Genomic DNA, 22,343 nt, shown 5'->3' with positions numbered 1-22,343 from the left:
AACTCGGTAAAACCTCTCCTCACTTCGATTCTTTTTGGAAAGTTTTTTAAAAAAAGGTTGCAATTCTTCGTAATCTGTATTAAATTTTGCAAAAGAATCATCATTTTTAACTATAAGGTAAATCAAATATTTATACAGGGAAAACGAAATAGAGAAAATAAACACGAATTCATTGACAATCCTTATGAAGACAGATAATAATGTTTGTTACATCTATTTATTTTCACCTCTAGGGGAGGTTTAGGCATGTCAGATTATTTAGTAATAGTAGAATCCCCTGCAAAAGCAAAAACGATTGAACGTTATTTGGGGAAGAGATATAAAGTGAAAGCATCCATGGGCCATGTGCGTGATTTGCCAAAAAGTCAGATGGGTGTAGATATAAACCATCAATATGAACCGAAATATATAACGATTCGCGGTAAAGGTCCTGTTTTGAAAGAGTTAAAGACCGCAGCGAAAAAAGCGAAGAAAATTTATCTTGCAGCTGACCCCGACAGAGAAGGAGAAGCGATTGCTTGGCACTTAGCGCATAGTTTAAATCTTGATATTACATCGGATTGTCGAGTAGTGTTTAATGAAATTACCAAAGATGCAATTAAAGAATCGTTCAAACATCCGAGACCGATTAACATGGATCTTGTCGATGCTCAGCAAGCGCGAAGAATATTAGATCGACTTGTTGGATATAACATTAGCCCCCTTCTTTGGAAGAAGGTAAAGAAAGGGCTGAGTGCTGGAAGGGTACAATCGGTCGCATTAAGGTTAATCATTGATCGTGAAAAAGAAATTCAACACTTTCAACCTGAAGAATATTGGACGATCGATGCGAAGTTTTTGAAAGATCAAGACACTTTCCAAGCGACATTTTATGGGAAGGCCGGGAAGAAGGTCGCGTTGAAATCGGAAGAAGAAGTGAAAGCAGTACTTTCAGCAATTCAAGGCAATGAATTTCAACTGGCAAGTGTAACGAAGAAAGAGCGCAAAAGAAACCCAGCTCCGCCATTTACTACGTCATCTTTACAGCAAGAAGCGGCACGTAAATTGAATTTTAGAGCGAAAAAAACAATGATGCTTGCTCAGCAATTGTATGAAGGAATCGATCTTGGAAAAGAAGGAACAGTTGGTTTAATTACGTATATGAGAACCGACTCAACGAGAATATCTGAAGTGGCTCAAAAGGAAGCGTACGACTATGTGAAGACAACTCATGGTGAAGAATTCACAACAAATGCAGTAGCGAAGAAAGAGAAAAAACAATCTAATGCTCAAGACGCACATGAAGCTATTCGTCCTACTAGTATCTTAAAAGAACCGAGTAGCTTAAAAAACTCTCTATCAAGAGATCAACTTCGCTTATACAAATTGATTTGGGAGCGATTCCTTGCTAGTCAAATGGCTCCTGCTATTATGGATACGGTCAGTGCGGATGTCGTCAATGGGGAAGTAACATTTCGTGCAACCGGTTCCAAAATTAAATTTCCTGGGTTTATGAAGGTATATGTAGAAGGATCAGACGATGGACAAGAAGAGAAAGAAAAACAATTGCCAAACTTAGAAGTGGGAGATAAAGTGAAGGCTGAAGAAATTGATCCGAAGCAGCATTTTACGCAACCGCCACCTAGATATACAGAGGCTCGCCTTGTGAAAACACTTGAAGAGCTTGGAATTGGTCGTCCGTCTACTTTCGCGCCGACGTTGGATACGATTCAAAAGCGCGGCTATGTATCGTTAGATAATAAACGTTTCATTCCGACAGAACTAGGTGAAATCGTCCATGAATTAATGGTTGAATTTTTCTATGATATCATCGATGTGGAATTTACGGCAAAAATGGAAAGAGACCTTGATGGCGTAGAGGACGGACAAGTAGAATGGGTTCAAGTGATCGATGAATTTTACAAAGGCTTTGAACAGCATTTAGTCAAGGCGGAAGCGGAGATGGAACAAGTAGAGATTAAAGATGAACCAGCAGGTGAAGATTGTGAAAGCTGTGGTCACCCGATGGTCTTTAAAATGGGACGTTACGGTAAGTTTATGGCTTGTTCCAATTTCCCGGATTGCCGAAACACAAAAGCGATTGTGAAAGAAATCGGTGTGAAATGTCCGAAGTGCAGTGAAGGTAATATAATAGAAAGGAAAAGTAAAAAACGCCGAATTTTTTACGGGTGTGATCATTTTCCAGAATGTGATTTTCTATCGTGGGATAAGCCGATTGAAAGGAAATGTCCGAAATGTGAACAACTGTTAGTCGAAAAGAAATTGAAAAAAGGTGTACAGATTCAATGTACAGGTTGTGATTATAAAGAGGAGCCACAGACATAAAAGCGGGGGAAACCCGCTTTTTTCTGTTTTTTTAATATATAATGCTTTTTTTATAAGAACGTCTGTTGTACAATGCTTTAGGGATATACTTGTACGTACCACCACTAATTGTTCAGGAGGTTGTAATAGATATGGAGCAAACAGTTAATGTCATAGGTGCTGGTTTAGCAGGAAGTGAAGCAGCATATCAAATAGCAGAAAGAGGCATCAAGGTACATTTATATGAAATGCGTCCAGTGAAGCAAACACCTGCTCATCATACCGATCAATTTGCCGAGCTAGTATGTAGTAATTCATTGCGTGCAAATGGATTAACAAATGCAGTTGGTGTATTAAAAGAAGAAATGAGAAAGTTAAACTCAGTTATTATCTCTGCTGCAGATGATTGTGCAGTGCCGGCAGGAGGAGCGTTAGCTGTCGATCGCCATGAATTTGCTGCGAAAGTGACAGAACGAGTAAAGAACCATCCGAATGTCACTGTGTTTCATGAGGAGGTAACAGAAATTCCTGAGGGGATTACAGTGATTGCGACAGGACCATTGACAAGTCCATCGCTGTCTGAAAAATTAAAGGAATTAACCGGTCAAGATTATTTATATTTTTATGATGCAGCAGCTCCTATTATTGAAAAAGACAGCATAGATATGAATAAGGTGTATTTGAAATCTCGTTATGATAAAGGGGAAGCGGCTTATTTAAACTGTCCGATGACAGAAGAAGAATTTGATCGTTTTTACGAGGCGTTAATTTCAGCTGAAACCGTTCCTTTAAAAGAGTTTGAAAAGGAAATATTTTTTGAAGGTTGTATGCCGATTGAAGTGCTAGCTAAGCGCGGTAAGAAAACAATGTTATTTGGACCGATGAAGCCGGTTGGTTTGGAAGATCCAAAAACAGGGAAAAGACCATACGCCGTCGTGCAGTTAAGACAAGACGATGCAGCGGGAACTTTGTATAATATCGTTGGGTTTCAAACTCATTTGAAATGGGGTCCACAAAAAGAAGTCATGCGATTGATCCCAGGTCTTGAACAAGCGGAAATTATCCGCTACGGAGTAATGCACAGAAATACATTTATTAATTCACCAAAAGTGCTAAAACCAACTTATCAATTAAAAGACCAGGAACGTTTACTATTTGCTGGTCAGATGACCGGAGTTGAGGGGTATGTTGAATCGGCAGCCAGTGGGTTAATGGCCGGAATCAACGCCGCTAAACTAGCAAAGGGAGAAGAGCCATTAGTTGCCCCTGCAGAAACAAGTATTGGCAGTATGGCTTGCTATATCACAACCGCTAATGAAAAGAATTTTCAACCGATGAATGCCAACTTTGGTTTATTCCCTGAGCTTCCTGTCAAGATTAGGAACAAAAAGGAGCGCTATGAAGCGCACGCTACTCGAGCATTGGATAAAATTCAAACTTTTGTGAAAAGTTTGTAAACTTTATTGCATGGGCTACAGTAGTGTGATACTATTTAGTAGCCTTTATGGGGTGTACTGATGTCGAAACTTTTCAATAACTATTTACGAAGCTTTATTGAATATTTGCGAATCGAGAAAAATTACTCTGCTTATACAATAGATGGTTACGAACGAGATATTGATGAATTCTTTACGTTCACTAGTGAACAAGGTATTATGGCGTTAGGTCATATTGAATATTTTGACGTTCGTTTATATTTAACAGAACTTCATGAAAGACAGCTGGCTAGATCGTCCATTGCGAGAAAAGTTTCGAGCTTGAGAAGTTTTTTTCGCTATTTAGTTCGAGAGAAAGTTTTAAAGGAAAATCCCTTCGTTCTCGTTCAACATCGAAAAGAAATAAAGAAGTTACCTTCCTTTTTTTATGAAGAAGAAATGGAGGAGCTTTTTGCTGTGTGTGAAGGAGAAAGCGCATTGCAAATACGTAATAAAGCGTTGCTAGAGCTTCTCTATGCAACGGGGATGCGAGTAAGTGAATGTGCAGCAATCGAACTAAAGGATATTGATTTTGAGATGTCGGTCATGCTTGTTCATGGAAAAGGTCAAAAACAACGTTATGTACCTTTTGGAAGCTTTGCTCATCAAGCGCTAGAAAGATACATAGGTGAACCAAGAGAAACGTTAATGCAATCGGTCAGGAAACATGATTATTTATTTGTTAATCATAGAGGATCCCCATTGACACCTCGGGGAATCCGCTATATATTAACGAAGCTTATTAGTGAGGCTTCGTTAACAGGGAAGATCTATCCCCATATGTTGCGGCACACATTTGCTACTCATTTGCTGAACAACGGAGCGGATATGAGGACGGTGCAGGAGTTACTCGGCCATGTTCACCTGTCTTCCACTCAAATTTATACGCATATTACAAAAGAACATTTGCGAAAAACATACTTATCACACCATCCGCGTGCCTAAAGGAGGAGTCTATAGCAATGGAACAATTTCATGCAACGACCATATTTGCGGTACAGCATAAAGGAAAGTGCGCCATGTCAGGAGATGGGCAGGTGACCTTTGGGAATGCTGTGGTCATGAAGCATACCGCTCGCAAAGTGCGTAAATTATTTAATGGAAAAGTACTTGCCGGATTTGCTGGATCAGTAGCAGATGCCTTTACCCTTTTTGAGCTATTCGAAAATCGACTTCAAGAATATAATGGTAATTTGCAACGAGCAGCTGTTGAACTTGCGAAAGAGTGGAGATCAGATAAAGTATTGCGCAGACTAGAAGCGATGCTGATCGTGATGGATGAACGAAATCTACTGTTAATTTCTGGAACAGGAGAAGTGATTGAACCTGATGATGGTATATTAGCGATTGGTTCTGGTGGTAATTATGCTTTGTCGGCTGGCAGAGCGCTAAAGAAATTTTCCGGTGAGCATTTAACAGCAAAGGAGATTGCAAAAGCAGCTCTTGAAATTGCTGGTGAAATATGCGTGTATACGAATGATCAGATCATTGTGGAAGAACTCGACTGAGGAGTGAAGAGACGTGGAGAACAAATCATTACAGTTAACACCTAGACAAATAGTTGAACGCTTAGATCAGTATATTGTAGGACAAAAAGATGCGAAAAAGGCGGTAGCTATTGCGTTAAGAAATCGTTATCGCCGTAGTTTCCTGCATGAACAAATACGTGATGAAGTCATCCCGAAAAATATATTAATGATCGGTCCAACAGGAGTAGGTAAAACAGAAATTGCTCGTCGAATTGCCAAGCTAGCTGGAGCCCCTTTCGTAAAGGTTGAAGCGACGAAATTTACAGAGGTCGGCTATGTTGGGCGTGATGTGGAATCCATGGTACGTGATTTAGTTGAAACAGCTGTTAGAATTGTAAAAGAAGAGCGAATTCAAGCTGTACAGGAGCCTGCAAAAGAAGCTGCCAATAAACGATTAGTTGAATTGCTGGTGCCTTCAAAAAAGAAAACTGCTACGATGAAAAATCCATTTGAAATGTTATTTGGTGGAAATGGCAATCAGGTAGATACGAGTGCGGACGATTCAATGGAAGAAACGACGATTCGTGAACAGCGAAAAATGGTCGCTGATCGCTTGGCGCGTGGTGAGATGGAAGAGGAAATGGTAACGATTGAGGTGGAAGAACAGCCACCATCGATGTTCGATATGTTCCAAGGTTCAGGTATGGAACAAATGGGTATGAATATGCAGGATGCACTAGGTAGCCTAATGCCTAAAAAGAAAAAGAAAAGAAAACTAGCGGTAAAAGAAGCTAGAAAAGCTTTAACGATGGAAGAAGCACAAAAGCTCATTGACATGGATGATGTGACGCAAGAGGCTGTGAACCGAGCGGAACAAACAGGGATCATTTTCATTGATGAAATTGATAAAGTAGCTGCTAAAGGTGCGACTGCTTCTTCAGGAAGTGTTTCGCGAGAAGGAGTACAAAGAGATATTTTACCAATTGTTGAAGGGTCAACAGTTGTCACAAAGTATGGATCAATCAAAACGGACTTTATTCTTTTTATTGCGGCTGGGGCTTTTCATATGTCAAAGCCATCAGATTTAATACCAGAGTTACAAGGGCGTTTTCCGATTCGAGTCGAACTACAAAAGTTAGCGGTTGAAGATTTTGTTCGAATCCTTGTTGAACCAGATAATGCATTGTTAAAGCAATATGAGGCATTATTGGAAACGGAAGGTATAGAAATTGAATTTTCTGACGATGCTATTCGTAGAATTGCTGAAATGGCTTTTGAAGTGAATCAAAATACTGATAATATTGGTGCGCGTAGACTTCATACAATTATGGAAAAGCTACTTGAAGATTTATCTTTCGAAGCTCCTGATATCACAATGGAAAAAATCACAATTACCTCTCAGTATGTCAATGAGAAGCTAGAGGCTATTTCGCGAAACAAAGATTTAAGTCAGTTTATATTATAATGTTTCAAAATACCTATAATATGGGTAAGAAAAAATATACTAAAAAAATGAAATACTAGGATCGGCTGTAGAATATTCAGTCATTTGTAGGAGGATTTAATGATGAATTTATTAGATAAAACGAGAAAGATTAATAAAATGCTGCAAAACGCAGCTGGTAAATCAGTCAATTTCAAGGAAATGGCAGAATCTCTCTCGGAAGTGATTGAAGCGAATATTTTCGTTGTTAGTCGCCGTGGGAAATTGTTAGGGTTTGGGGTTAATCAACAAATTGAGAACGAGCGCATGAAAAAAATGTTAGCTGAGCGTCAGTTTCCTGAAGAGTATACAAACAATCTTTTTAACATCCAAGAGACTTCTTCTAATCTAGATGTAGACAGTGAATATACGGCATTCCCTGTCGAAAATAAGGAGCTATTCAAAAACGGCTTTACGACAATCGTACCGATTAGCGGTGCTGGAGAACGGTTAGGGACATTAGTTCTTGCTCGTCTTGAAGAGCAATTCCATGACGATGATCTTATTTTAGCGGAATACGGTGCTACGGTCGTTGGGATGGAAATCCTACGTGAGAAAACAGAAGAAATTGAGGAAGAAGCAAGAAGTAAAGCAGTTGTTCAGATGGCGATTAGCTCTCTATCTTATAGTGAGTTAGAAGCGATTGAACATATTTTTGAAGAATTAGATGGAAAAGAAGGACTATTGGTTGCATCTAAAATTGCCGATCGAGTGGGTATCACGCGTTCTGTTATCGTTAATGCGCTTCGTAAATTAGAAAGTGCAGGCGTTATTGAATCTCGTTCATTAGGGATGAAAGGAACGTATATAAAAGTCCTAAATGATAAGTTTTTAATGGAACTAGAAAAGTTGAAATCAAACTAATCTATAATAAAAAAACAAAAACCGCCTGTTTACGACAGGCGGTTTTTGTTGATTTTTACGAAATTTGTGCTTTTTATCATTTGTTGTTCGTATGTATTTGTGATTAAATAAGGATATATAATTGTGAAAATCTCTGTTTTTATGTCATATATCCTATTCCTAATTTCTTTCATATTTGGTTCATGAAAAAAATATTTAGTTTTTGTAAATTATAGTGTGGAATGAGCGTATTTGTAGTATATTTAGGTGCAGATTTTAAAGGTATATGTCGATTAGTAATGATTGTTATCAAATTAATAATAAAGTTAAAGCTGGAGTGATCGTAAGTGAATTTATTTAGTGGGTCTTTTGTAACTTTGGAGAAGGGATTGAATTATTCAGCGTTAAAGCAAAAGACATTAGCGAACAATATTGCTAATGCAGACACGCCGAACTATAAAGCGAAGGATGTTAGTTTTAAGAAAGTTTTTACAAATGCGCTCAATGATGCAATAACTGCCAACCGTACTGATTTTCGCCATTTTGAATTCCAATCAAATAATCAACATCCAGCGATTGTGACGAAACGAAATGTCTCTTATAACCAAAATGGTAATAGTGTGGATGTTGATAAAGAAATGTCAGATTTAGCGACCAATCAAATTTACTTTAATGCACTTACCGATCGGATGGCTGGGAAATTTAATTCTCTTACAAATGTAATTAAAGGAGGAAAGTAATATGTCCATGTTCCAAAGCATGAACATCACTTCATCCGCCTTAACAGCCCAAAGGTTGAGAATGGATGTTGTTTCTTCAAACATGGCGAATATGGAATCAACTCGTGCTAAGGTAGTCGATGGAGAATGGCAACCATATCAACGTAAATCTGTCGTATTACAACCGAAACAAGACCAATTCGCTAACTTTTTAAATAAAGCGATGAGTAGGCAAACAAATGGAGTAGGTGACGGGGTTAAAGTGACAAAGATCATTGATGACAATGTAACCCCATATAAAATGGTGTATGACCCAAGTCATCCGGATGCGAATGAAGAAGGATACGTACAAATGCCTAATGTTGACCCTTTAAGGGAAATGGTGGATTTAATGTCAGCAACTCGGTCTTATGAAGCAAATGTAACAGTATTCAATGCATCTAAGTCAATGATGATGAAAGCATTAGAAATTGGTAAATAACGGAGGTGGATAAGGTGGCTATCGAATCAATTCAGGGAGTATCCCCGTTTATAAAAACAAATGCGATAGAAAATAGCAAAAAAGCGTCTCCTAGTGAAGCGCAAGAGAATTTTGCTAGCATGCTGAAGAATTCAATCAATGAATTGAATAAAGTAGAGACAAAATCGACACAAATGACAGATAAATTGATTCATGGAGAAAATGTCGATCTTCATCAAGTGCTTATTGCAAGTCAAAAAGCGAGTGTTTCAATGCAGTTGACGATGGAAGTCAGAAACAAAGTGGTTGAAGCATATCAAGAGATCATGAGAATGCCAATGTAATAGTATACGAGAAAATTTGCAATTAGTAGTGAAATAACCGGGGGATTGTGATGAATGATAAATTTAGTCAGCAAATAAATAGCTTGAAGGAGTACTGGAACAGTCGAACAAAAAAGCAAAAGATGATCGGAATAGGTGCTTTTTTGCTATTTGTAGCGGCTATCACAATAACAGTTCTTCTTGCAACAAAAAAGGATATGGTTCCATTATATAGTGATCTTTCCCCTACTGAGATTGGAGCAATCAAAGAAAATCTAGATGGGCGAGGAGTTACATACGAGATTACGGAAGGCGGAACAGGAATTCTTGTCCCGAAAGAAGCAGTAGATACGTTAAAAGTAGATTTAGCAGCTGAGGGGCTGCCGAAATCAGGTAATATCGATTATAGCTTTTTTAGTGAAAATGCTGGTTTTGGTATGACAGATAACGAGTTTAATATTATGAAGCTCGATGCAATGCAGACGGAGCTAGCTCAGCTCATGACAGGAATTGAAGGGGTCAAAGACGCAAAGGTAATGATTACCCTTCCTGAAAAAGATGTATTCATCAAGGAAAACGGAGAGAAAGCATCTGCTTCTGTCGTCTTAAGTACAGAACCAGGATACCAATTTGATGAAAAGCAAATTAAATCTTTATATCATTTAGTGTCTAAAAGTGTACCAAATTTACCGACAGAAAACATCGTTATTATGAATCAGAACTTTGAGTACTTTGATCTTCAAAATGGTAGCTCACTGTCTGGAAATAGCCTCGTTCAGCAAATGGACGTGAAACGACAAATTGAACGTGATATTCAACGTCAAGTTCAAAGTATGCTTGGCACATTAATGGGTCAAGGAAAAGTGGTCGCATCCGTTACGGCAGATATCGATTTTACACAAGAAAAGCGAGAGGAAAACCTTGTCACTCCTGTGGATGAAGACAACATGGAAGGAATTCAAATTAGCGCCCAAAGGATTACAGAAACATTTACTGGTAATGGGGCTGCTGCTGGCGGTATTCCTCAAGGAGAGGACCCTGCTGATGCTCTCGGTTCTACTTACATGCAAGGAACGGGCGAATCTGGTGATTATGAACGAACAGAAGAAACGATTAACAATGAAGTGAATCGAATTCGAAAAGTAATTACGGAAAGTCCTTATAAAATAAGAGATTTGGGTATCCAAGTTATGGTGGAACCACCTAAGCCTAACGATCCAGAATCACTTCCGCAAGAGCGAGTAGATGATATTCAGCAAATGCTCGGAACAATCGTGCGCACATCTATTGACAAGGGGTACGGTGCAGAACTGACCGATCAAGATTTAGAGAATAAGATTGCTGTTTCTGTTCAACCATTCAATGGAAAGGTTGATTTTGAAGAGAAGGCACAGCCGCTATTACCGTGGTGGGCTTATGTTATTGGTGGGATTTTACTAGTTGTCATTGGTTTATTAGTCTTCTTAATGATTCGTTCTCGTAGAAATAAAGACGAGGATGAGGAAGAATTCGAAGAAGAATTAGAGATTCTTGAAACGATTGCCGACATTGAAGAAGCAACAGACGAAGGATCTATAAAAAGAAAGCAACTGGAGAAAATGGCAAAAGAAAAGCCTGAAGAATTTGCCAAGCTATTGCGGTCATGGTTATCAGAGGAGTAGGAGGTATTGGAAGTGGGCGTTAGAGATAAAAAATTGACAGGTAAACAAAAAGCAGCCATTCTTCTCATTTCTCTTGGCCCTGACGTATCGGCGTCAGTTTACAAACATTTGTCTGAGGAAGAAATCGAACGTTTAACTCTAGAAATTTCGGGTGTTAAGAAGGTCGAATCTGAAATAAAAGAAGAAGTATTTGACGAGTTTCATAATATTGCCCTTGCTCAAGACTATATTAGTCAAGGGGGAATTGGCTATGCGAAAACAGTTTTAGAGAAAGCTCTTGGTAAAGACCAAGCACAAACGATTATTAATCGACTGACCTCGTCTTTGCAAGTAAGGCCGTTTGATTTTGCAAGGAAAGCGGATGCGAATCAAATATTGAACTTTATTCAAAATGAACATCCACAAACGATTGCATTGATTTTATCTTATTTAGACCCGCAACAAGCGGGTCAAATTCTATCGGAGTTGCCTCAAGAGGTACAGGCGGATATTGCTAAACGGATAGCGATTATGGATAGCACATCTCCTGAAATTATTAATGAAGTTGAAGCGATTCTTGAGCGAAAGCTAAGCGCAACTGTCACGCAAGATTATACACAAACAGGTGGAGTAGAGGCAGTTGTGGAAGTATTGAATGGAGTCGATCGAGCAACGGAGAAAACGATTTTGGATGCACTTGAAATTCAAGATCCAGAACTCGCAGAAGAAATCAAGAAACGGATGTTCGTCTTTGAAGATATCGTTACATTGGATAACAGATCGATTCAGCGCGTTATCCGTGACTGTGAGAATGAAGATCTATTGCTTTCATTGAAAGTGTCTAGTGAAGAAGTGAAGGATGTTGTATTCCGTAATATGTCTAAACGGATGGTGGATACTTTCAAAGAAGAGATGGAATATATGGGACCTGTGCGTCTCCGCGATGTAGAAGAATCTCAATCCCGCATTGTAGCTACGATTCGTAGGTTAGAGGAAGCAGGGGAAATTATCATCGCGCGTGGCGGAGGAGATGACATCATTGTCTAGGCTGATTAAATCTCAAAGAACAGAAATGCCAAGTGAACCTCAAAAAATGATCGAAATAAAAATCATTCAATCGGAGAAAGAACTGATAGAGGAACAAAAAAAAGAAGAAAGTAGTCAAAAGGCTTTATTGGAAGCAGAAAGGCAGAAGCAATTAGATAAGGCTTATATAGAAGCTGATTCAATGATCCAAAAAGCTAAAGAAGAAAGCGAAGAAATTAGAGCGCAAGTGAACGAAGAAAGACAAGCGTGGAATGAGGAAAGAAAGCTGTTAATAGAGAAAGCTCATGAAGAAGGTGTAGCAAGCGGTCATGAAGAAGGTCGACAATTAGGCTACAGCGAATACGAACAGTTAATCGAAGCAGCTAAACAAGCGGTAGTTAGTTCGCAACAAGAGTATCAAAATAATGTTCAACAAGCAGAAAAGACGATCTTGCATTTGGCTATGCAAACAGCTGAAAAAATTTTAGGACAGGTGTTACAGGAGCATCCAGACATGTTCCTTCCTGTTTTACAACAAGCATTGAAAGAAGTATATGATCAAAAAGAAATCCAAATTCATGTCCACCCTGTTCACTATCCGCTTGTCGTTGATCAAAAAGTAGAGTTTGAAGCGATGTTCCCTGTTGATACTCTTATATACATTTATCCAAATGAAGAGCTTGAAGAAAATGGTTGCTACATCGACACGAAACAGGGAAGAATTGATGTAGGCATTGATAGTCAATTATGGCAGTTAAGAACACAACTATTTGAACTTCTTGAAGGTGAAGAACAGTGAATATAACGACATTGTCATCAAAACTGGAACAATTAGATACATACAAGAGATACGGTCGAATCAAGCGGGTAGTAGGGCTTATGATTGAATCCCAAGGACCAAAAGCTTCAATTGGCGATGTTTGTTATATTTATCCGAATAAAGAGGATCAACCTAAGACGTTTATTCCAGCAGAAGTGATCGGCTTTAAAGAAGAAATGGTCGTTTTAATGCCTTATGGAGATATTAATGACATTTCTCCTGGAAGCTTAGTTGAGAATTCAGGTCGATCGCTTGAAGTGAAGGTAGGTCCAGCTTTAATAGGAAAAGTTATTGACTCTATGGGGGAACCTTTAGATGGGACACCCTTACCGAAAACATTGACAACAGTCGGGACGGAAAAAAAACCACCTAATCCTCTAAGTAGGCCACCTATTAGTGAGAAATTAGAAGTAGGAGTAAGGGCGATTGATAGCTTATTGACGGTAGGGAAAGGGCAAAGAATCGGGATATTTGCAGGAAGCGGTGTCGGAAAGAGTACTTTACTCGGGATGATTGCTAGAAACACAAATGCAGACATTAACGTGATTGCCTTAATCGGAGAGCGCGGAAGAGAGGTCCGCGAATTTGTGGAAAGAGATCTTGGTCCCGAGGGCCGAGCTCGCTCCATCATCGTCGCTGCTACTTCCGATCAGCCTGCGTTAATGAGAATTAAAGGAGCGTTTACGGCAACGGCCATTGCTGAGTATTTTCGAGATAAAGGCTTAAATGTTATGCTAATGATGGATTCTGTTACTCGTGTGGCCATGGCACAACGGGAAGTAGGCCTAGCGGTTGGAGAACCTCCAGCTACGAAAGGATATACTCCTTCTGTGTTTGCGATTATGCCGAAGCTACTTGAGCGAACGGGCACCAATCATCATGGCACAATTACTGCTTTTTATACGGTACTAGTCGATGGGGATGATATGAATGAACCGATTGCCGATGCTGTTCGTGGAATTTTGGATGGTCATATTGTCCTGGATCGAGAACTAGCCAATAAAGGACAGTACCCGGCGATTAATGTTTTAAAAAGTATCAGTCGATTGATGAGCCATTTAGCATCAAAAGAACATAAACAGGCAGCCGGCACGATAAGAGAATTGATGAGCACGTACTTGAATTCAGAAGACTTAATTAATATCGGTGCATACAAAAAGGGATCATCTGCTGAAATTGACCGGGCCATTGAGTATTATCCGAAGATCCTCTCGTTTTTAAAGCAGCAAACAGAAGAAAAGGTGACATTAGACAATAGCATTCAATCCCTCATTCAGTTAGCTGAAAAAGGAGCGTTATAATGGGAGCTTATCACTATAAATTTACAAAAATATTGCAGCTGAGAGAACAAGAAAAAGAAGAAATGCAAAATAGTTATATGGAAGCGATGAAAAAATTCGAGGAAGCTGCTGAAAAGCTCTATACACTCTTAAAGAAAAAAGAAGAGTTAATCGATTATCAAGAAACGCGAATGGTGAGCGGCTTTTCGATATACGAAGTTCAGCATTATCAACAATTTGTTTCCAACCTTGAACAAACGATTTCTTTCCAACAGCAAGTCGTTATTCATGCCCGCAATAAAATGCAGTGGTGCGAACAGCAATTGCAGGAAAGAAATATTGAAGTAAAAAAGTATGAGAAAATGAAAGAAAAAGATTTCAAGAAATTTAATGCAAGTTTGCTCGTGATGGAACAACATCAAATGGATGAAATTTCAACGATTCAATTTATGAACCAAAGAAATTAGGTGGGAGCAATTATGGCACGAAAAAAGAAAAAAGAAAACGTGGAACAAGAAAAAGGAAATAAAGCGGGCAAACTACAATGGTTTCTTTTTGCTATTGTGATTCCTATTTTGTTTGCAATAACAGTCGCGCTTATTGTGATGACAGTCGCTGGTGTGAATATTTTTGATAAGGCGAAGGAGCTTGGTACGAGCATTCCAGGTGTGTCTTCAATGATTGATAGTGAAGCATCGAAAGACGAGAAAGTAGCAAAGAATCGGCTAGTTTCCTTACAGGCAGAAGTGGAAGATCAAAAAGCAGAAATCGAGAAGTTACAAAAGAAACTTGAAGCTTCTAAACAGGAAGTCGAGAAGTTGTTAACTGAAAAAGATCGATTAAAGGTTGAACTGGAACAACAGCAGAAACAACAACAAGACAGTAAAGATGGCCAGCCAGACGGGGGAAATAAGCCAGATGATAAAGTCGATAACCCGTTGGTTGATACGTATGAATCAATGGCACCGAAGAACATCGCCAATATCATTGTAAATTTATCTGATAAGGAAGCGGTCGATATTATTTCAGCGATGAGCACGGATAAGCAAGCTAAGATTTTAGAGAAGCTCCCGCCAGAAACAGCTGCAAAGTATACAAAATTGCTCACTCAATGAGAAAGAAAACATAGAGGTGACAAATAGATGATAGGTGTAGGGAATATATTTTTAGGTGGTTCGCAGATAAATCAAGCTGCCGCACCTAAGCAAGCGGGGTTAGGATCTTCATTCCAATTAATGTTGAAATTAGAAACAAGTGGATTAAGTGCAACTGTACAAAATGAAGCATCACAGCTGTTAGAAGCAATTAAACAAATTATCAATACGAAAAACATCGATGAGTTAACGGGCATAGCTCCAGGCGTGAAACCATTAGCAAAGGAATGGATGTCTGATGGGAAAATGCCGTCCTTTGAAGAAATAGCCCTGTTTCTAGGGATGAATCCAACTGAGTTACAAAGCATGATTGAGAAGCTGATGAAGCAGTTCACCAATATAACGAATGGAAACGATGTTGCTGGACAAGTGGCGATTAACGAAGATCCCCCTACAGATATAGAGAATCCAACGGACATAAGTGACATGCTGAGTGTGATTCAACTATTAACAACAATTTCTCCCCAAGATTGGCCCAAAGCCGAAGGGAAATTAGTTAATACGTTATTACAAGCCGCAAAAGTCTGGGAGTTGTTCAGCGAAAAGGCAGATAGCAATACAAGTATTCAAGAACAACAACAAGCTCTAAAGAGCATATTAAAAGAACTTTCAAGTAAATTAGATGGGGTTTTGCAACAGGCATTTAAAAACTATCAACATGTAAATCAGGAACAAGCATTATCTAAAGAAGAAATCGTCATTCAACCTATTTTTCAACCATTATCAAAAGTAGGGAATTTTACGATGATGGTGCCAACGAATCCGAAGCCGATGAATATGGAACAGTTTATTGAAAAATTTTCACAAATTCTCAATAATTCCAACTTAATGAAAACGCCAAATGGTAATCGGTTGCTGATTAAGCTTTATCCGGAGCAACTCGGCAGCTTAAGAATTGAGTTGTTACAACAGAATGGTGTGATGACGGCGAAGATTCTTTCTTCGACTTCTATGGTGAAGGATTTGTTTGAACAGCATGTTCATAGCTTAAAGCATGCGTTTACTCAACAAAACATTACCGTGGACAAAATTGAGTTAGCTCATAGTCAAGCGGACCCTCAAAAGTTTGATCGTCCATCTCAACAGGAACAACAAACGAAGCAACAGCAGCAACAGTCGCAGCAGAAAGAAACTGAAGACCAGCCAGTAGAACAATTTAAAGATGTACTAGAAAATATGGAAGTTTAGGTGATCGCATGTCTAAAATCGACCCGAGTCTATATTTACCTGATAAGTCAAAAGAAAGAAAGACAGGGAATAGCAGTCTTGGAAAAGATGAATTTCTGAAAATATTAATGGTACAGTTGCAAAACCAAGATCCATTAAGTCCTATGGAGGATAAAGATTTTATCGCCCAAATGGCTACTTTTTCTTCTCTCGAGCAGCAAGTTAACATGACAGCAGCTATCAACCAAATGGCACAAGTTCAATATTCCTCGCAAATGATTAGTTATAATTCATTTGTTGGTAAAGAAGTCGTCTGGCATAAAATCGAAGAGAGTACAGAGGAAGTTGATGAAGGTGGTAAAAAGCCTGAGCCTATTATCACGGAAGGAACAGGTAAAATTGTATCTGTTCAGTTCAAAGATGGTGGTGTCGAGTTCACGCTCGAAGATGGCACGAAGCTAGAGCCGGGTAATATTTCTGAAATTAAAGGTGGAACAGCCTCAGGTGGTCATTCACTGGTCGAGGCAAGCCAATTAATCGGTCGTAAAGTAACGTGGCAAAAAGAAGAAGTTGAACAAACTGCCACCGTCCAATCCGTATCGATTAAAGATGGAACCATCTGGCTCCATTTAGACAATGGTGAAAAAATCGCCACGTCTGAGTTAACAAAAATTGAATAATAACAAACGTTAAAAAACATTTCGAAAATCGAAAGGGGAAATTCAATTATGCTACGCTCCATGTACTCAGGAATTAGTGGAATGAAAGGCTTTCAAACGAAATTAGATGTCATCGGAAATAATATTGCGAATGTCAATACGTTTGGATTTAAAAAAGGTCGTGTCGTATTTAAAGATATGATCAGTCAGCAAGTGTCTGGGGCGAGTGCTCCGACAGCTAATCGTGGAGGGACGAATCCACGACAAGTAGGACTTGGTTCTCAATTAGCAGCGATTGATACGATCCATACCCAAGGAAGTACACAAACAACGTTTCGTCCATTGGATTTAGCGATTTCTGGTGATGGTTTTTTCCAAGTGACAGATGGCAATAACACACTGTATACAAGAGCTGGAAATCTTTATTTAGATGTCGACGGTAATTTAGTCAATGCAGATGGTCTTAAAATTGAACCTGCTATTGCCCAAATTCCACAAGATGCTAAAGATCTAAGTGTTGGAGCTAATGGTGAAGTGACTTATACAGATACTGCCGGGACTTTACAAACAGCAGGAATCATCGAGCTTGCAAAATTCCCTAATCCAGATGGTTTGATGAAAGTAGGAAACAATTTATTTGAAGAAACACCAAACTCAGGTGCTCCTGTTTCTGCGAATCCTGGAGAAGACGGAACCGGTGTAATTGTTGCAGGTACACTAGAAATGTCGAACGTTGACCTTTCTGAAGAGTTCACAGAAATGATTGTTGCGCAGCGTGGGTTCCAGGCGAATACGCGGATTATTACGACGTCTGATGAGATTTTGCAAGAGCTAGTGAATTTGAAACGATAATGAATAATTTTTACATATAGGGGAGGGGCCAGGGTTGGAGTGTCGCTTCAACCCTGAAACGTATTGATTAATGTGACGAGATTGAATGGCAAATCGTTTTTGTTAAATGCCCTGTATATTGAAACGGTGGAAAGCTTTCCAGATACGACAATTACGCTTTCGAATGGGAGGAAGTTTCTTGTTCGTGAGTCGGAGGATGAAGTGAGAAAGCGGATGGAGGAATTTTATCGTCGCGTTCATCTTTTAGGGAAAATGGATATAGGAGAGGGTCGGGATGGAGACTGAAACACAAGAAGTAAAAAGCAAAAATAAGCTTTTAACGATCATGCTTGTTCTTTTAACGGTTATATTATTAGTGGGTACTGTCGCCATCATTATTATTTTGAAATCTTCAGGTGAAGGCAGTGCGAAAGAACCGACGATCGATGAAGTGATTGAATCATCGGTCGATATACCTGAATTGACAACGAACTTGGCATCTGATGATTACATTCGAATTTCGTTTAAAATCCAAACGGATAGCAAAGAAGCGATGGAAGAAATGACAAAACGTGATTTTCAAGCGAAAAATATTATTATTAAGCAGTTGTCTGAAATGAAGGCAGAAGAACTAAAAGGTAGTAGAGGGAAAGAACAATTAACAGAACAATTAAAAATGGAATTAAACGAAATTATGCAGGATGGAAAGGTTCTTGAAGTGTATATCACCTCTTATATCATCCAATAATTAATTCATTTGACGGAGGTGAGAGCATGTCGGGAGAAATATTATCTCAAAATGAGATTGATGCCTTATTGTCAGCTTTATCTACTGGAGAAATGGACGCTGATGAGTTGAAAAAAGAAGAAGCAGAGAAAAAGGTCAAAGTGTATGACTTTAAAAGGGCGTTGCGTTTTTCGAAAGATCAAATTAGAAGTTTAACGAGAATGCATGATAATTTCGCTCGCATTTTGACGACATTTTTCTCAGCTCAGCTTCGAACGTACGTGCAAATTGCCGTTGTATCAGCTGATCAAATCCCTTATGAAGAGTTTATTCGCTCTATTCCTAATCAAACAATTCTTAATGTATTTGAGGTTCCTCCACTTGAGGGAAGAATTCTAATGGAGGTTAACCCGAATATAGCGTACGCGATGTTAGACCGATTGTTAGGTGGAAAAGGGGTAAGCGTCAATAAAGTCGACAATTTAACAGAAATCGAAACGAAAATTATGTCGAATATGTTTGAGAGAGCTTTCGAAAACTATCGAGAAGCATGGGTGAATCTTGTCGATATTGATCCTTTAATGGCTGAATTTGAAGTAAACTCTCAATTTTTGCAGATGGTATCACCTAATGAAACAGTAGTTGTGATATCATTAAATACGACGATCGGTGAAGCGACTGGGATGATCAATATTTGTATTCCGCACGTCGTATTAGAACCGATTATTCCTAAACTTTCTGTTCATTATTGGATGCAAAATCCAGATAAAAAGGAAAGAGCACCCGGTGAACTTGAAAAACTTGAAAAACGTATTAAAAAAGCAGATGTATCTGTTGTCGCAGAGCTCGGACATTCGGCTATTTCAATAGAAGAATTCTTGACGCTTGCAGTAGGAGATGTCATTGAATTGAAACAGCACATTAATGAGCCCCTGTCTGTCAAGGTTGGTCAAAAACCAAAATTCACCGCACAGCCGGGCAAAGTAAATAAAAAATTGGCTGTACAAATTCTTGATCATATAAAGGGGGGAGAAGACGATGATGAGTGATGATATGCTATCTCAGGAAGAAATTGATGCTTTGTTAAAAGGAACTGGGGGAGACAGTATAGAAGACGAAGTTTCAAGTGAAATGTTAACCAACGTAGAAGATTACTTGGATTCGTTTGAACAAGATACGCTAGGTGAAATAGGAAATATCTCATTTGGCAGTTCAGCTACAGCTCTCTCTAGTTTATTGAATCAAAAGGTGGATATCACGACACCGACTGTTTCAATCATTGAAAGAAAAAAATTAAAAGACGAATTTCCACATCCATATGTAGCGATTGAAGTGGAGTATACAGAAGGGTTTTCTGGTGCAAACTTGCTCGTCATTAAGCAAGCAGATGCGGCGATTATTGCCGATTTAATGCTTGGTGGTGATGGTACCTCTCCTAACCCAGATTTAGGAGAAATTCAACTCAGCGCTGTACAAGAGGCAATGAATCAGATGATGGGGTCGGCAGCGACTTCGATGTCCACGATTTTTAGCAAGAAGGTAGATATTTCACCTCCATCAATTGCTTTAATGGATTTACAGCAGGGGGAGGGTGCCAATACAATACCTGAACTTGATTTACTTGTTAAAATCTCTTTCCGCCTCACGATTGGAACGTTAATAGACTCTAATATTATGCAACTTGTGCCATTAACTTTTGCTAAAAGCTTAGTACATGAGCTGATTAACCCTTCTGAGGAAGCGGTAGCTACTGTCCAACCAGCAGAAGCACCTCCAGTGATGCCAGCACCGGAGCCACAACAACCAAACCCAGTTGAGCAATATCAAGAGCAGCCGAGCGCTCCTGTTCAGCAGGCGCAAGAATCGGCCCCAATTCATATACAAGAGCGGCCAAAACAGCCGAATGTGAATGTGCAATCTGCTTCCTTTGCCACGTTTGAACAGCCAGCATTGCAGCAACATGAAGCTCGGAACTTAAATCTGCTTCTTGATATTCCGCTTCAAGTGACGGTTGAGTTGGGGAGAACGACTCGATCTGTAAAGGATGTCCTTGATTTAACAGCAGGCTCGATTATTGAATTGGATAAATTAGCTGGTGAACCAGTAGATATTCTTGTAAACAGTCGATTAATTGCTAAAGGTGAAGTAGTTGTCATAGAAGAAAATTTTGGCGTTCGGATTACGGATATTTTGAGTCAGAGCGAACGTTTGAATAATTTGAAATAAGGGAGATATGATAATGGGAAAGCGTATTTTAATTGTAGATGATGCAGCATTTATGAGAATGATGGTTAAGGACATTTTAACAAAAAACGGCTTCGAGGTAGTCGGCGAAGCAGCAGATGGTGCTCAAGCGGTTGAAAAGTTTAAAGAATTACAGCCGGACTTAGTCACAATGGATATTACGATGCCTGAAAAAGATGGCATTACGGCATTGAAAGAAATTAAGGCAATCGATCCAAATGCAAAAATTATTATGTGCTCAGCGATGGGTCAACAAGCGATGGTTATTGATGCGATTCAAGCAGGAGCGAAAGACTTTATTGTGAAACCGTTCCAAGCTGATCGAGTGATTGAGGCCATTTCAAAAACTTTAGCGTAAAGTTAAGAAGGTGCATCCTTTGATTAAACAAATCATGAAGTCTATAGCTTTTATACTATTTAGTATGGCTCTGTTTACAGGCAATTATTCCATTGCCTGGGCAGAGCCATTTAACAATAATGTTAAAGATTGTATTAATAATCCTGAGAAATGTCAGCAAGATGTTAATACAAAAGAGAAGCAACAATCCAATAAAGGAAATGAAAATGTCCAAGCTGTTGGACTATCGATTTGGGATTTTGTCAAAATGATCGGAGCGTTAATTTTTGTTGTGGCGCTTATTTATTTTTTGTTGCGATTTGTCAATCAAAAGAGTCGTTCTTATCAAAAGACCAAGTTGATCCAACATATTGGTGGCACGCCTCTTGGAGGGAATCGTTCTGTACAGATCGTTAAAGTAGGAGATCGCCTGCTTGTGCTTGGTGTAGGTGAGGACATTCAATTATTGAAAGAGATTAGTGATCGAGAAGAATATGAACGTTTTTTACAACAGTACAATGATCAAGTGGATCAAATGCTACAGCCACAAGACATGATGTCGAATGTCTTGAAAAAGTGGAAATCTGATCGAACAAACGCTGATGAAGATCAGAAGGAATTTAAACAGGTGTTTGAAGACAAGCTTAGTCATATGAAACTTTCAAGAGAGAAAGCGATCAGGAAAATGAACAGCAAGGAGAATGGGCAAGATGAATGAGTTTATCCAGTTATTTAACGATAGTTCACCTGATCAAGTGACAACTTCTGTTAAGTTATTGTTATTGTTAACGGTCTTGTCTCTAGCACCTAGTATTTTAATATTGATGACGTGTTTTACGCGCATTGTTATCGTTTTGTCGTTTGTGAGGTCGGCGCTTGCTACTCAGCAAATGCCGCCGACTCAAGTGTTAATTGGTCTTGCTTTGTTCTTAACGTTTTTCATTATGGCGCCTGTATTTCAGGAAATTAATGACGAGGCATTGACACCGTTATTTAATGATGAAATTAAACTTGAGGAAGCGTATGATAAGGCGAGCTTGCCGTTGAAGGAATTTATGAGCGAACATACGAGACAGAAAGACTTACAGTTGTTTTTAGACTATGCCCAGGCGGAACAACCGAAAACGGTCGAGGATATTCCATTAACTGCGTTAGTTCCAGCCTTTGCACTTAGTGAAATTAAAACAGCCTTTCAAATTGGATTTATGGTTTTTATTCCATTTCTTGTCATTGATATGGTCGTTGCTAGTGTTTTAATGTCGATGGGGATGATGATGTTACCGCCAGTAATGATTTCGTTGCCATTTAAGATTTTGTTATTTGTTCTAGTAGATGGTTGGTACTTAGTCATTCAATCTTTGCTGCAAAGCTTTTAAGTAGGT

At 39.0% G+C, this 22,343-nt stretch carries 25 protein-coding genes; all 25 read left to right on the top strand.

Annotated features, from left to right (window positions below; all coding sequences use genetic code 11):
* Positions 1-246: 246 nt before the first annotated feature.
* The 25 genes from topA to fliP all read left to right on the top strand — a co-directional run bounded on the left by topA (position 247) and on the right by fliP (position 22,337).
* Entirely contained in the window at positions 247-2,325 is a 2,079-nt protein-coding gene (gene topA / locus CEF22_RS12075; RefSeq protein ID WP_100403064.1) for a type I DNA topoisomerase, read from the top strand.
* 131 nt (positions 2,326-2,456) lie between these two features.
* Positions 2,457-3,761: an FADH(2)-oxidizing methylenetetrahydrofolate--tRNA-(uracil(54)-C(5))-methyltransferase TrmFO gene (gene trmFO / locus CEF22_RS12070; protein WP_100403063.1), complete on the top strand. Its 1,305-nt coding sequence runs from the start codon at positions 2,457-2,459 to the stop codon at positions 3,759-3,761.
* A gap of 60 nt (positions 3,762-3,821) precedes the next feature.
* A complete protein-coding gene (gene xerC / locus CEF22_RS12065) occupies positions 3,822-4,724 on the top strand; it encodes a tyrosine recombinase XerC (protein ID WP_100403062.1) in 903 nt (300 codons plus the stop codon).
* A gap of 17 nt (positions 4,725-4,741) precedes the next feature.
* Positions 4,742-5,287 carry an ATP-dependent protease subunit HslV gene (gene hslV / locus CEF22_RS12060; RefSeq protein ID WP_100403061.1) on the top strand — a complete coding sequence of 182 codons (546 nt, stop codon included), beginning with the start codon at positions 4,742-4,744 and terminating at the stop codon, positions 5,285-5,287.
* 13 nt (positions 5,288-5,300) lie between these two features.
* Positions 5,301-6,713: an HslU--HslV peptidase ATPase subunit gene (gene hslU, locus CEF22_RS12055; protein ID WP_095478597.1), complete on the top strand. Its 1,413-nt coding sequence runs from the start codon at positions 5,301-5,303 to the stop codon at positions 6,711-6,713.
* A gap of 102 nt (positions 6,714-6,815) precedes the next feature.
* Positions 6,816-7,595: a GTP-sensing pleiotropic transcriptional regulator CodY gene (codY, locus tag CEF22_RS12050; protein WP_095478598.1), complete on the top strand. Its 780-nt coding sequence runs from the start codon at positions 6,816-6,818 to the stop codon at positions 7,593-7,595.
* A 326-nt stretch (positions 7,596-7,921) separates the two neighbouring features.
* Positions 7,922-8,314, top strand: a complete 393-nt coding sequence (gene flgB / locus CEF22_RS12045) for a flagellar basal body rod protein FlgB (RefSeq protein ID WP_095478599.1) — start codon at positions 7,922-7,924, stop codon at positions 8,312-8,314.
* A 1-nt stretch (position 8,315) separates the two neighbouring features.
* The gene (flgC, locus tag CEF22_RS12040; RefSeq protein ID WP_198508065.1) at positions 8,316-8,774 is read left to right on the top strand and encodes a flagellar basal body rod protein FlgC; all 459 of its coding nucleotides are present in this window, start codon (positions 8,316-8,318) and stop codon (positions 8,772-8,774) included.
* 14 nt (positions 8,775-8,788) lie between these two features.
* Complete coding sequence (gene fliE, locus CEF22_RS12035) at positions 8,789-9,097, top strand: flagellar hook-basal body complex protein FliE (protein WP_100403060.1); 309 nt, start codon at positions 8,789-8,791, stop codon at positions 9,095-9,097.
* 50 nt (positions 9,098-9,147) lie between these two features.
* Complete coding sequence (gene fliF, locus CEF22_RS12030) at positions 9,148-10,737, top strand: flagellar basal-body MS-ring/collar protein FliF (protein WP_100403059.1); 1,590 nt, start codon at positions 9,148-9,150, stop codon at positions 10,735-10,737.
* 12 nt (positions 10,738-10,749) lie between these two features.
* Positions 10,750-11,763: a flagellar motor switch protein FliG gene (gene fliG / locus CEF22_RS12025; protein ID WP_095478603.1), complete on the top strand. Its 1,014-nt coding sequence runs from the start codon at positions 10,750-10,752 to the stop codon at positions 11,761-11,763.
* Positions 11,756-12,541, top strand: coding sequence for a flagellar assembly protein FliH (gene fliH, locus CEF22_RS12020; protein ID WP_157843230.1), 786 nt, complete (start codon positions 11,756-11,758; stop codon positions 12,539-12,541). The genes fliG and fliH overlap by 8 nt, the downstream gene beginning before the upstream one ends.
* A complete protein-coding gene (gene fliI / locus CEF22_RS12015) occupies positions 12,538-13,863 on the top strand; it encodes a flagellar protein export ATPase FliI (protein ID WP_100403057.1) in 1,326 nt (441 codons plus the stop codon). The genes fliH and fliI overlap by 4 nt, the downstream gene beginning before the upstream one ends.
* Positions 13,863-14,309, top strand: a complete 447-nt coding sequence (gene fliJ, locus CEF22_RS12010; RefSeq protein WP_095478606.1) for a flagellar export protein FliJ — start codon at positions 13,863-13,865, stop codon at positions 14,307-14,309. Before fliI ends, fliJ begins: the two co-directional genes overlap by 1 nt.
* A 12-nt stretch (positions 14,310-14,321) precedes the next feature.
* The gene (locus CEF22_RS12005) at positions 14,322-14,957 is read left to right on the top strand and encodes a MotE family protein (RefSeq protein WP_100403056.1); all 636 of its coding nucleotides are present in this window, start codon (positions 14,322-14,324) and stop codon (positions 14,955-14,957) included.
* 27 nt (positions 14,958-14,984) lie between these two features.
* Complete coding sequence (locus CEF22_RS12000) at positions 14,985-16,184, top strand: flagellar hook-length control protein FliK (RefSeq protein WP_100403055.1); 1,200 nt, start codon at positions 14,985-14,987, stop codon at positions 16,182-16,184.
* An 8-nt stretch (positions 16,185-16,192) separates the two neighbouring features.
* Positions 16,193-16,843 (top strand): flagellar hook assembly protein FlgD, encoded by a 651-nt coding sequence (gene flgD / locus CEF22_RS11995; RefSeq protein ID WP_095478609.1) that lies wholly within the window; start codon positions 16,193-16,195, stop codon positions 16,841-16,843.
* Between the two features lie 48 nt (positions 16,844-16,891).
* On the top strand, positions 16,892-17,674 hold the full coding sequence (flgG, locus tag CEF22_RS11990; RefSeq protein ID WP_100403054.1) for a flagellar basal body rod protein FlgG: 783 nt from the start codon (positions 16,892-16,894) through the stop codon (positions 17,672-17,674).
* Positions 17,675-17,737: 63 nt separating this feature from the next.
* Positions 17,738-17,959, top strand: coding sequence for a flagellar FlbD family protein (locus CEF22_RS11985; RefSeq protein ID WP_095478611.1), 222 nt, complete (start codon positions 17,738-17,740; stop codon positions 17,957-17,959).
* A complete protein-coding gene (gene fliL, locus CEF22_RS11980; RefSeq protein ID WP_095478612.1) occupies positions 17,949-18,401 on the top strand; it encodes a flagellar basal body-associated protein FliL in 453 nt (150 codons plus the stop codon). Before CEF22_RS11985 ends, fliL begins: the two co-directional genes overlap by 11 nt.
* Before the next feature lie 26 nt (positions 18,402-18,427).
* Entirely contained in the window at positions 18,428-19,429 is a 1,002-nt protein-coding gene (gene fliM / locus CEF22_RS11975; RefSeq protein WP_100403053.1) for a flagellar motor switch protein FliM, read from the top strand.
* On the top strand, positions 19,422-20,606 hold the full coding sequence (gene fliY, locus CEF22_RS11970; protein ID WP_100404000.1) for a flagellar motor switch phosphatase FliY: 1,185 nt from the start codon (positions 19,422-19,424) through the stop codon (positions 20,604-20,606). The genes fliM and fliY overlap by 8 nt, the downstream gene beginning before the upstream one ends.
* Before the next feature lie 13 nt (positions 20,607-20,619).
* Positions 20,620-20,982: a response regulator gene (locus CEF22_RS11965; protein WP_095478615.1), complete on the top strand. Its 363-nt coding sequence runs from the start codon at positions 20,620-20,622 to the stop codon at positions 20,980-20,982.
* A gap of 19 nt (positions 20,983-21,001) precedes the next feature.
* Positions 21,002-21,679 carry a flagellar biosynthetic protein FliO gene (locus CEF22_RS11960; protein ID WP_100403052.1) on the top strand — a complete coding sequence of 226 codons (678 nt, stop codon included), beginning with the start codon at positions 21,002-21,004 and terminating at the stop codon, positions 21,677-21,679.
* Positions 21,672-22,337: a flagellar type III secretion system pore protein FliP gene (fliP, locus tag CEF22_RS11955; RefSeq protein ID WP_100403051.1), complete on the top strand. Its 666-nt coding sequence runs from the start codon at positions 21,672-21,674 to the stop codon at positions 22,335-22,337. The genes CEF22_RS11960 and fliP overlap by 8 nt, the downstream gene beginning before the upstream one ends.
* Positions 22,338-22,343 lie beyond the last annotated feature (6 nt).

Source organism: Bacillus sp. FJAT-42315, from assembly GCF_002797375.1.
Taxonomy (GTDB): Bacteria; Bacillota; Bacilli; order Bacillales; family Domibacillaceae; genus Bacillus_CE.
This window is presented reverse-complemented; position numbering and strand designations above follow the sequence as displayed.

Excerpts from the sequence above, each read along its gene's own strand:
- topA (WP_100403064.1), top strand. The coding sequence starts at position 247 with ATGTCAGATTATTTAGTAATAGTAGAATCCCCTGCAAAAGCAAAAACG.
- trmFO (WP_100403063.1), top strand. The coding sequence starts at position 2,457 with ATGGAGCAAACAGTTAATGTCATAGGTGCTGGTTTAGCAGGAAGTGAA.
- xerC (WP_100403062.1), top strand. The coding sequence starts at position 3,822 with ATGTCGAAACTTTTCAATAACTATTTACGAAGCTTTATTGAATATTTG.
- hslV (WP_100403061.1), top strand. The coding sequence starts at position 4,742 with ATGGAACAATTTCATGCAACGACCATATTTGCGGTACAGCATAAAGGA.
- codY (WP_095478598.1), top strand. The coding sequence starts at position 6,816 with ATGAATTTATTAGATAAAACGAGAAAGATTAATAAAATGCTGCAAAAC.
- flgC (WP_198508065.1), top strand. The coding sequence starts at position 8,316 with ATGTCCATGTTCCAAAGCATGAACATCACTTCATCCGCCTTAACAGCC.
- fliF (WP_100403059.1), top strand. The coding sequence starts at position 9,148 with ATGAATGATAAATTTAGTCAGCAAATAAATAGCTTGAAGGAGTACTGG.
- fliJ (WP_095478606.1), top strand. The coding sequence starts at position 13,863 with ATGGGAGCTTATCACTATAAATTTACAAAAATATTGCAGCTGAGAGAA.
- CEF22_RS12005 (WP_100403056.1), top strand. The coding sequence starts at position 14,322 with ATGGCACGAAAAAAGAAAAAAGAAAACGTGGAACAAGAAAAAGGAAAT.
- CEF22_RS12000 (WP_100403055.1), top strand. The coding sequence starts at position 14,985 with ATGATAGGTGTAGGGAATATATTTTTAGGTGGTTCGCAGATAAATCAA.
- flgD (WP_095478609.1), top strand. The coding sequence starts at position 16,193 with ATGTCTAAAATCGACCCGAGTCTATATTTACCTGATAAGTCAAAAGAA.
- flgG (WP_100403054.1), top strand. The coding sequence starts at position 16,892 with ATGCTACGCTCCATGTACTCAGGAATTAGTGGAATGAAAGGCTTTCAA.
- fliL (WP_095478612.1), top strand. The coding sequence starts at position 17,949 with ATGGAGACTGAAACACAAGAAGTAAAAAGCAAAAATAAGCTTTTAACG.
- fliM (WP_100403053.1), top strand. The coding sequence starts at position 18,428 with ATGTCGGGAGAAATATTATCTCAAAATGAGATTGATGCCTTATTGTCA.
- fliY (WP_100404000.1), top strand. The coding sequence starts at position 19,422 with ATGAGTGATGATATGCTATCTCAGGAAGAAATTGATGCTTTGTTAAAA.
- CEF22_RS11965 (WP_095478615.1), top strand. The coding sequence starts at position 20,620 with ATGGGAAAGCGTATTTTAATTGTAGATGATGCAGCATTTATGAGAATG.
- fliP (WP_100403051.1), top strand. The coding sequence starts at position 21,672 with ATGAATGAGTTTATCCAGTTATTTAACGATAGTTCACCTGATCAAGTG.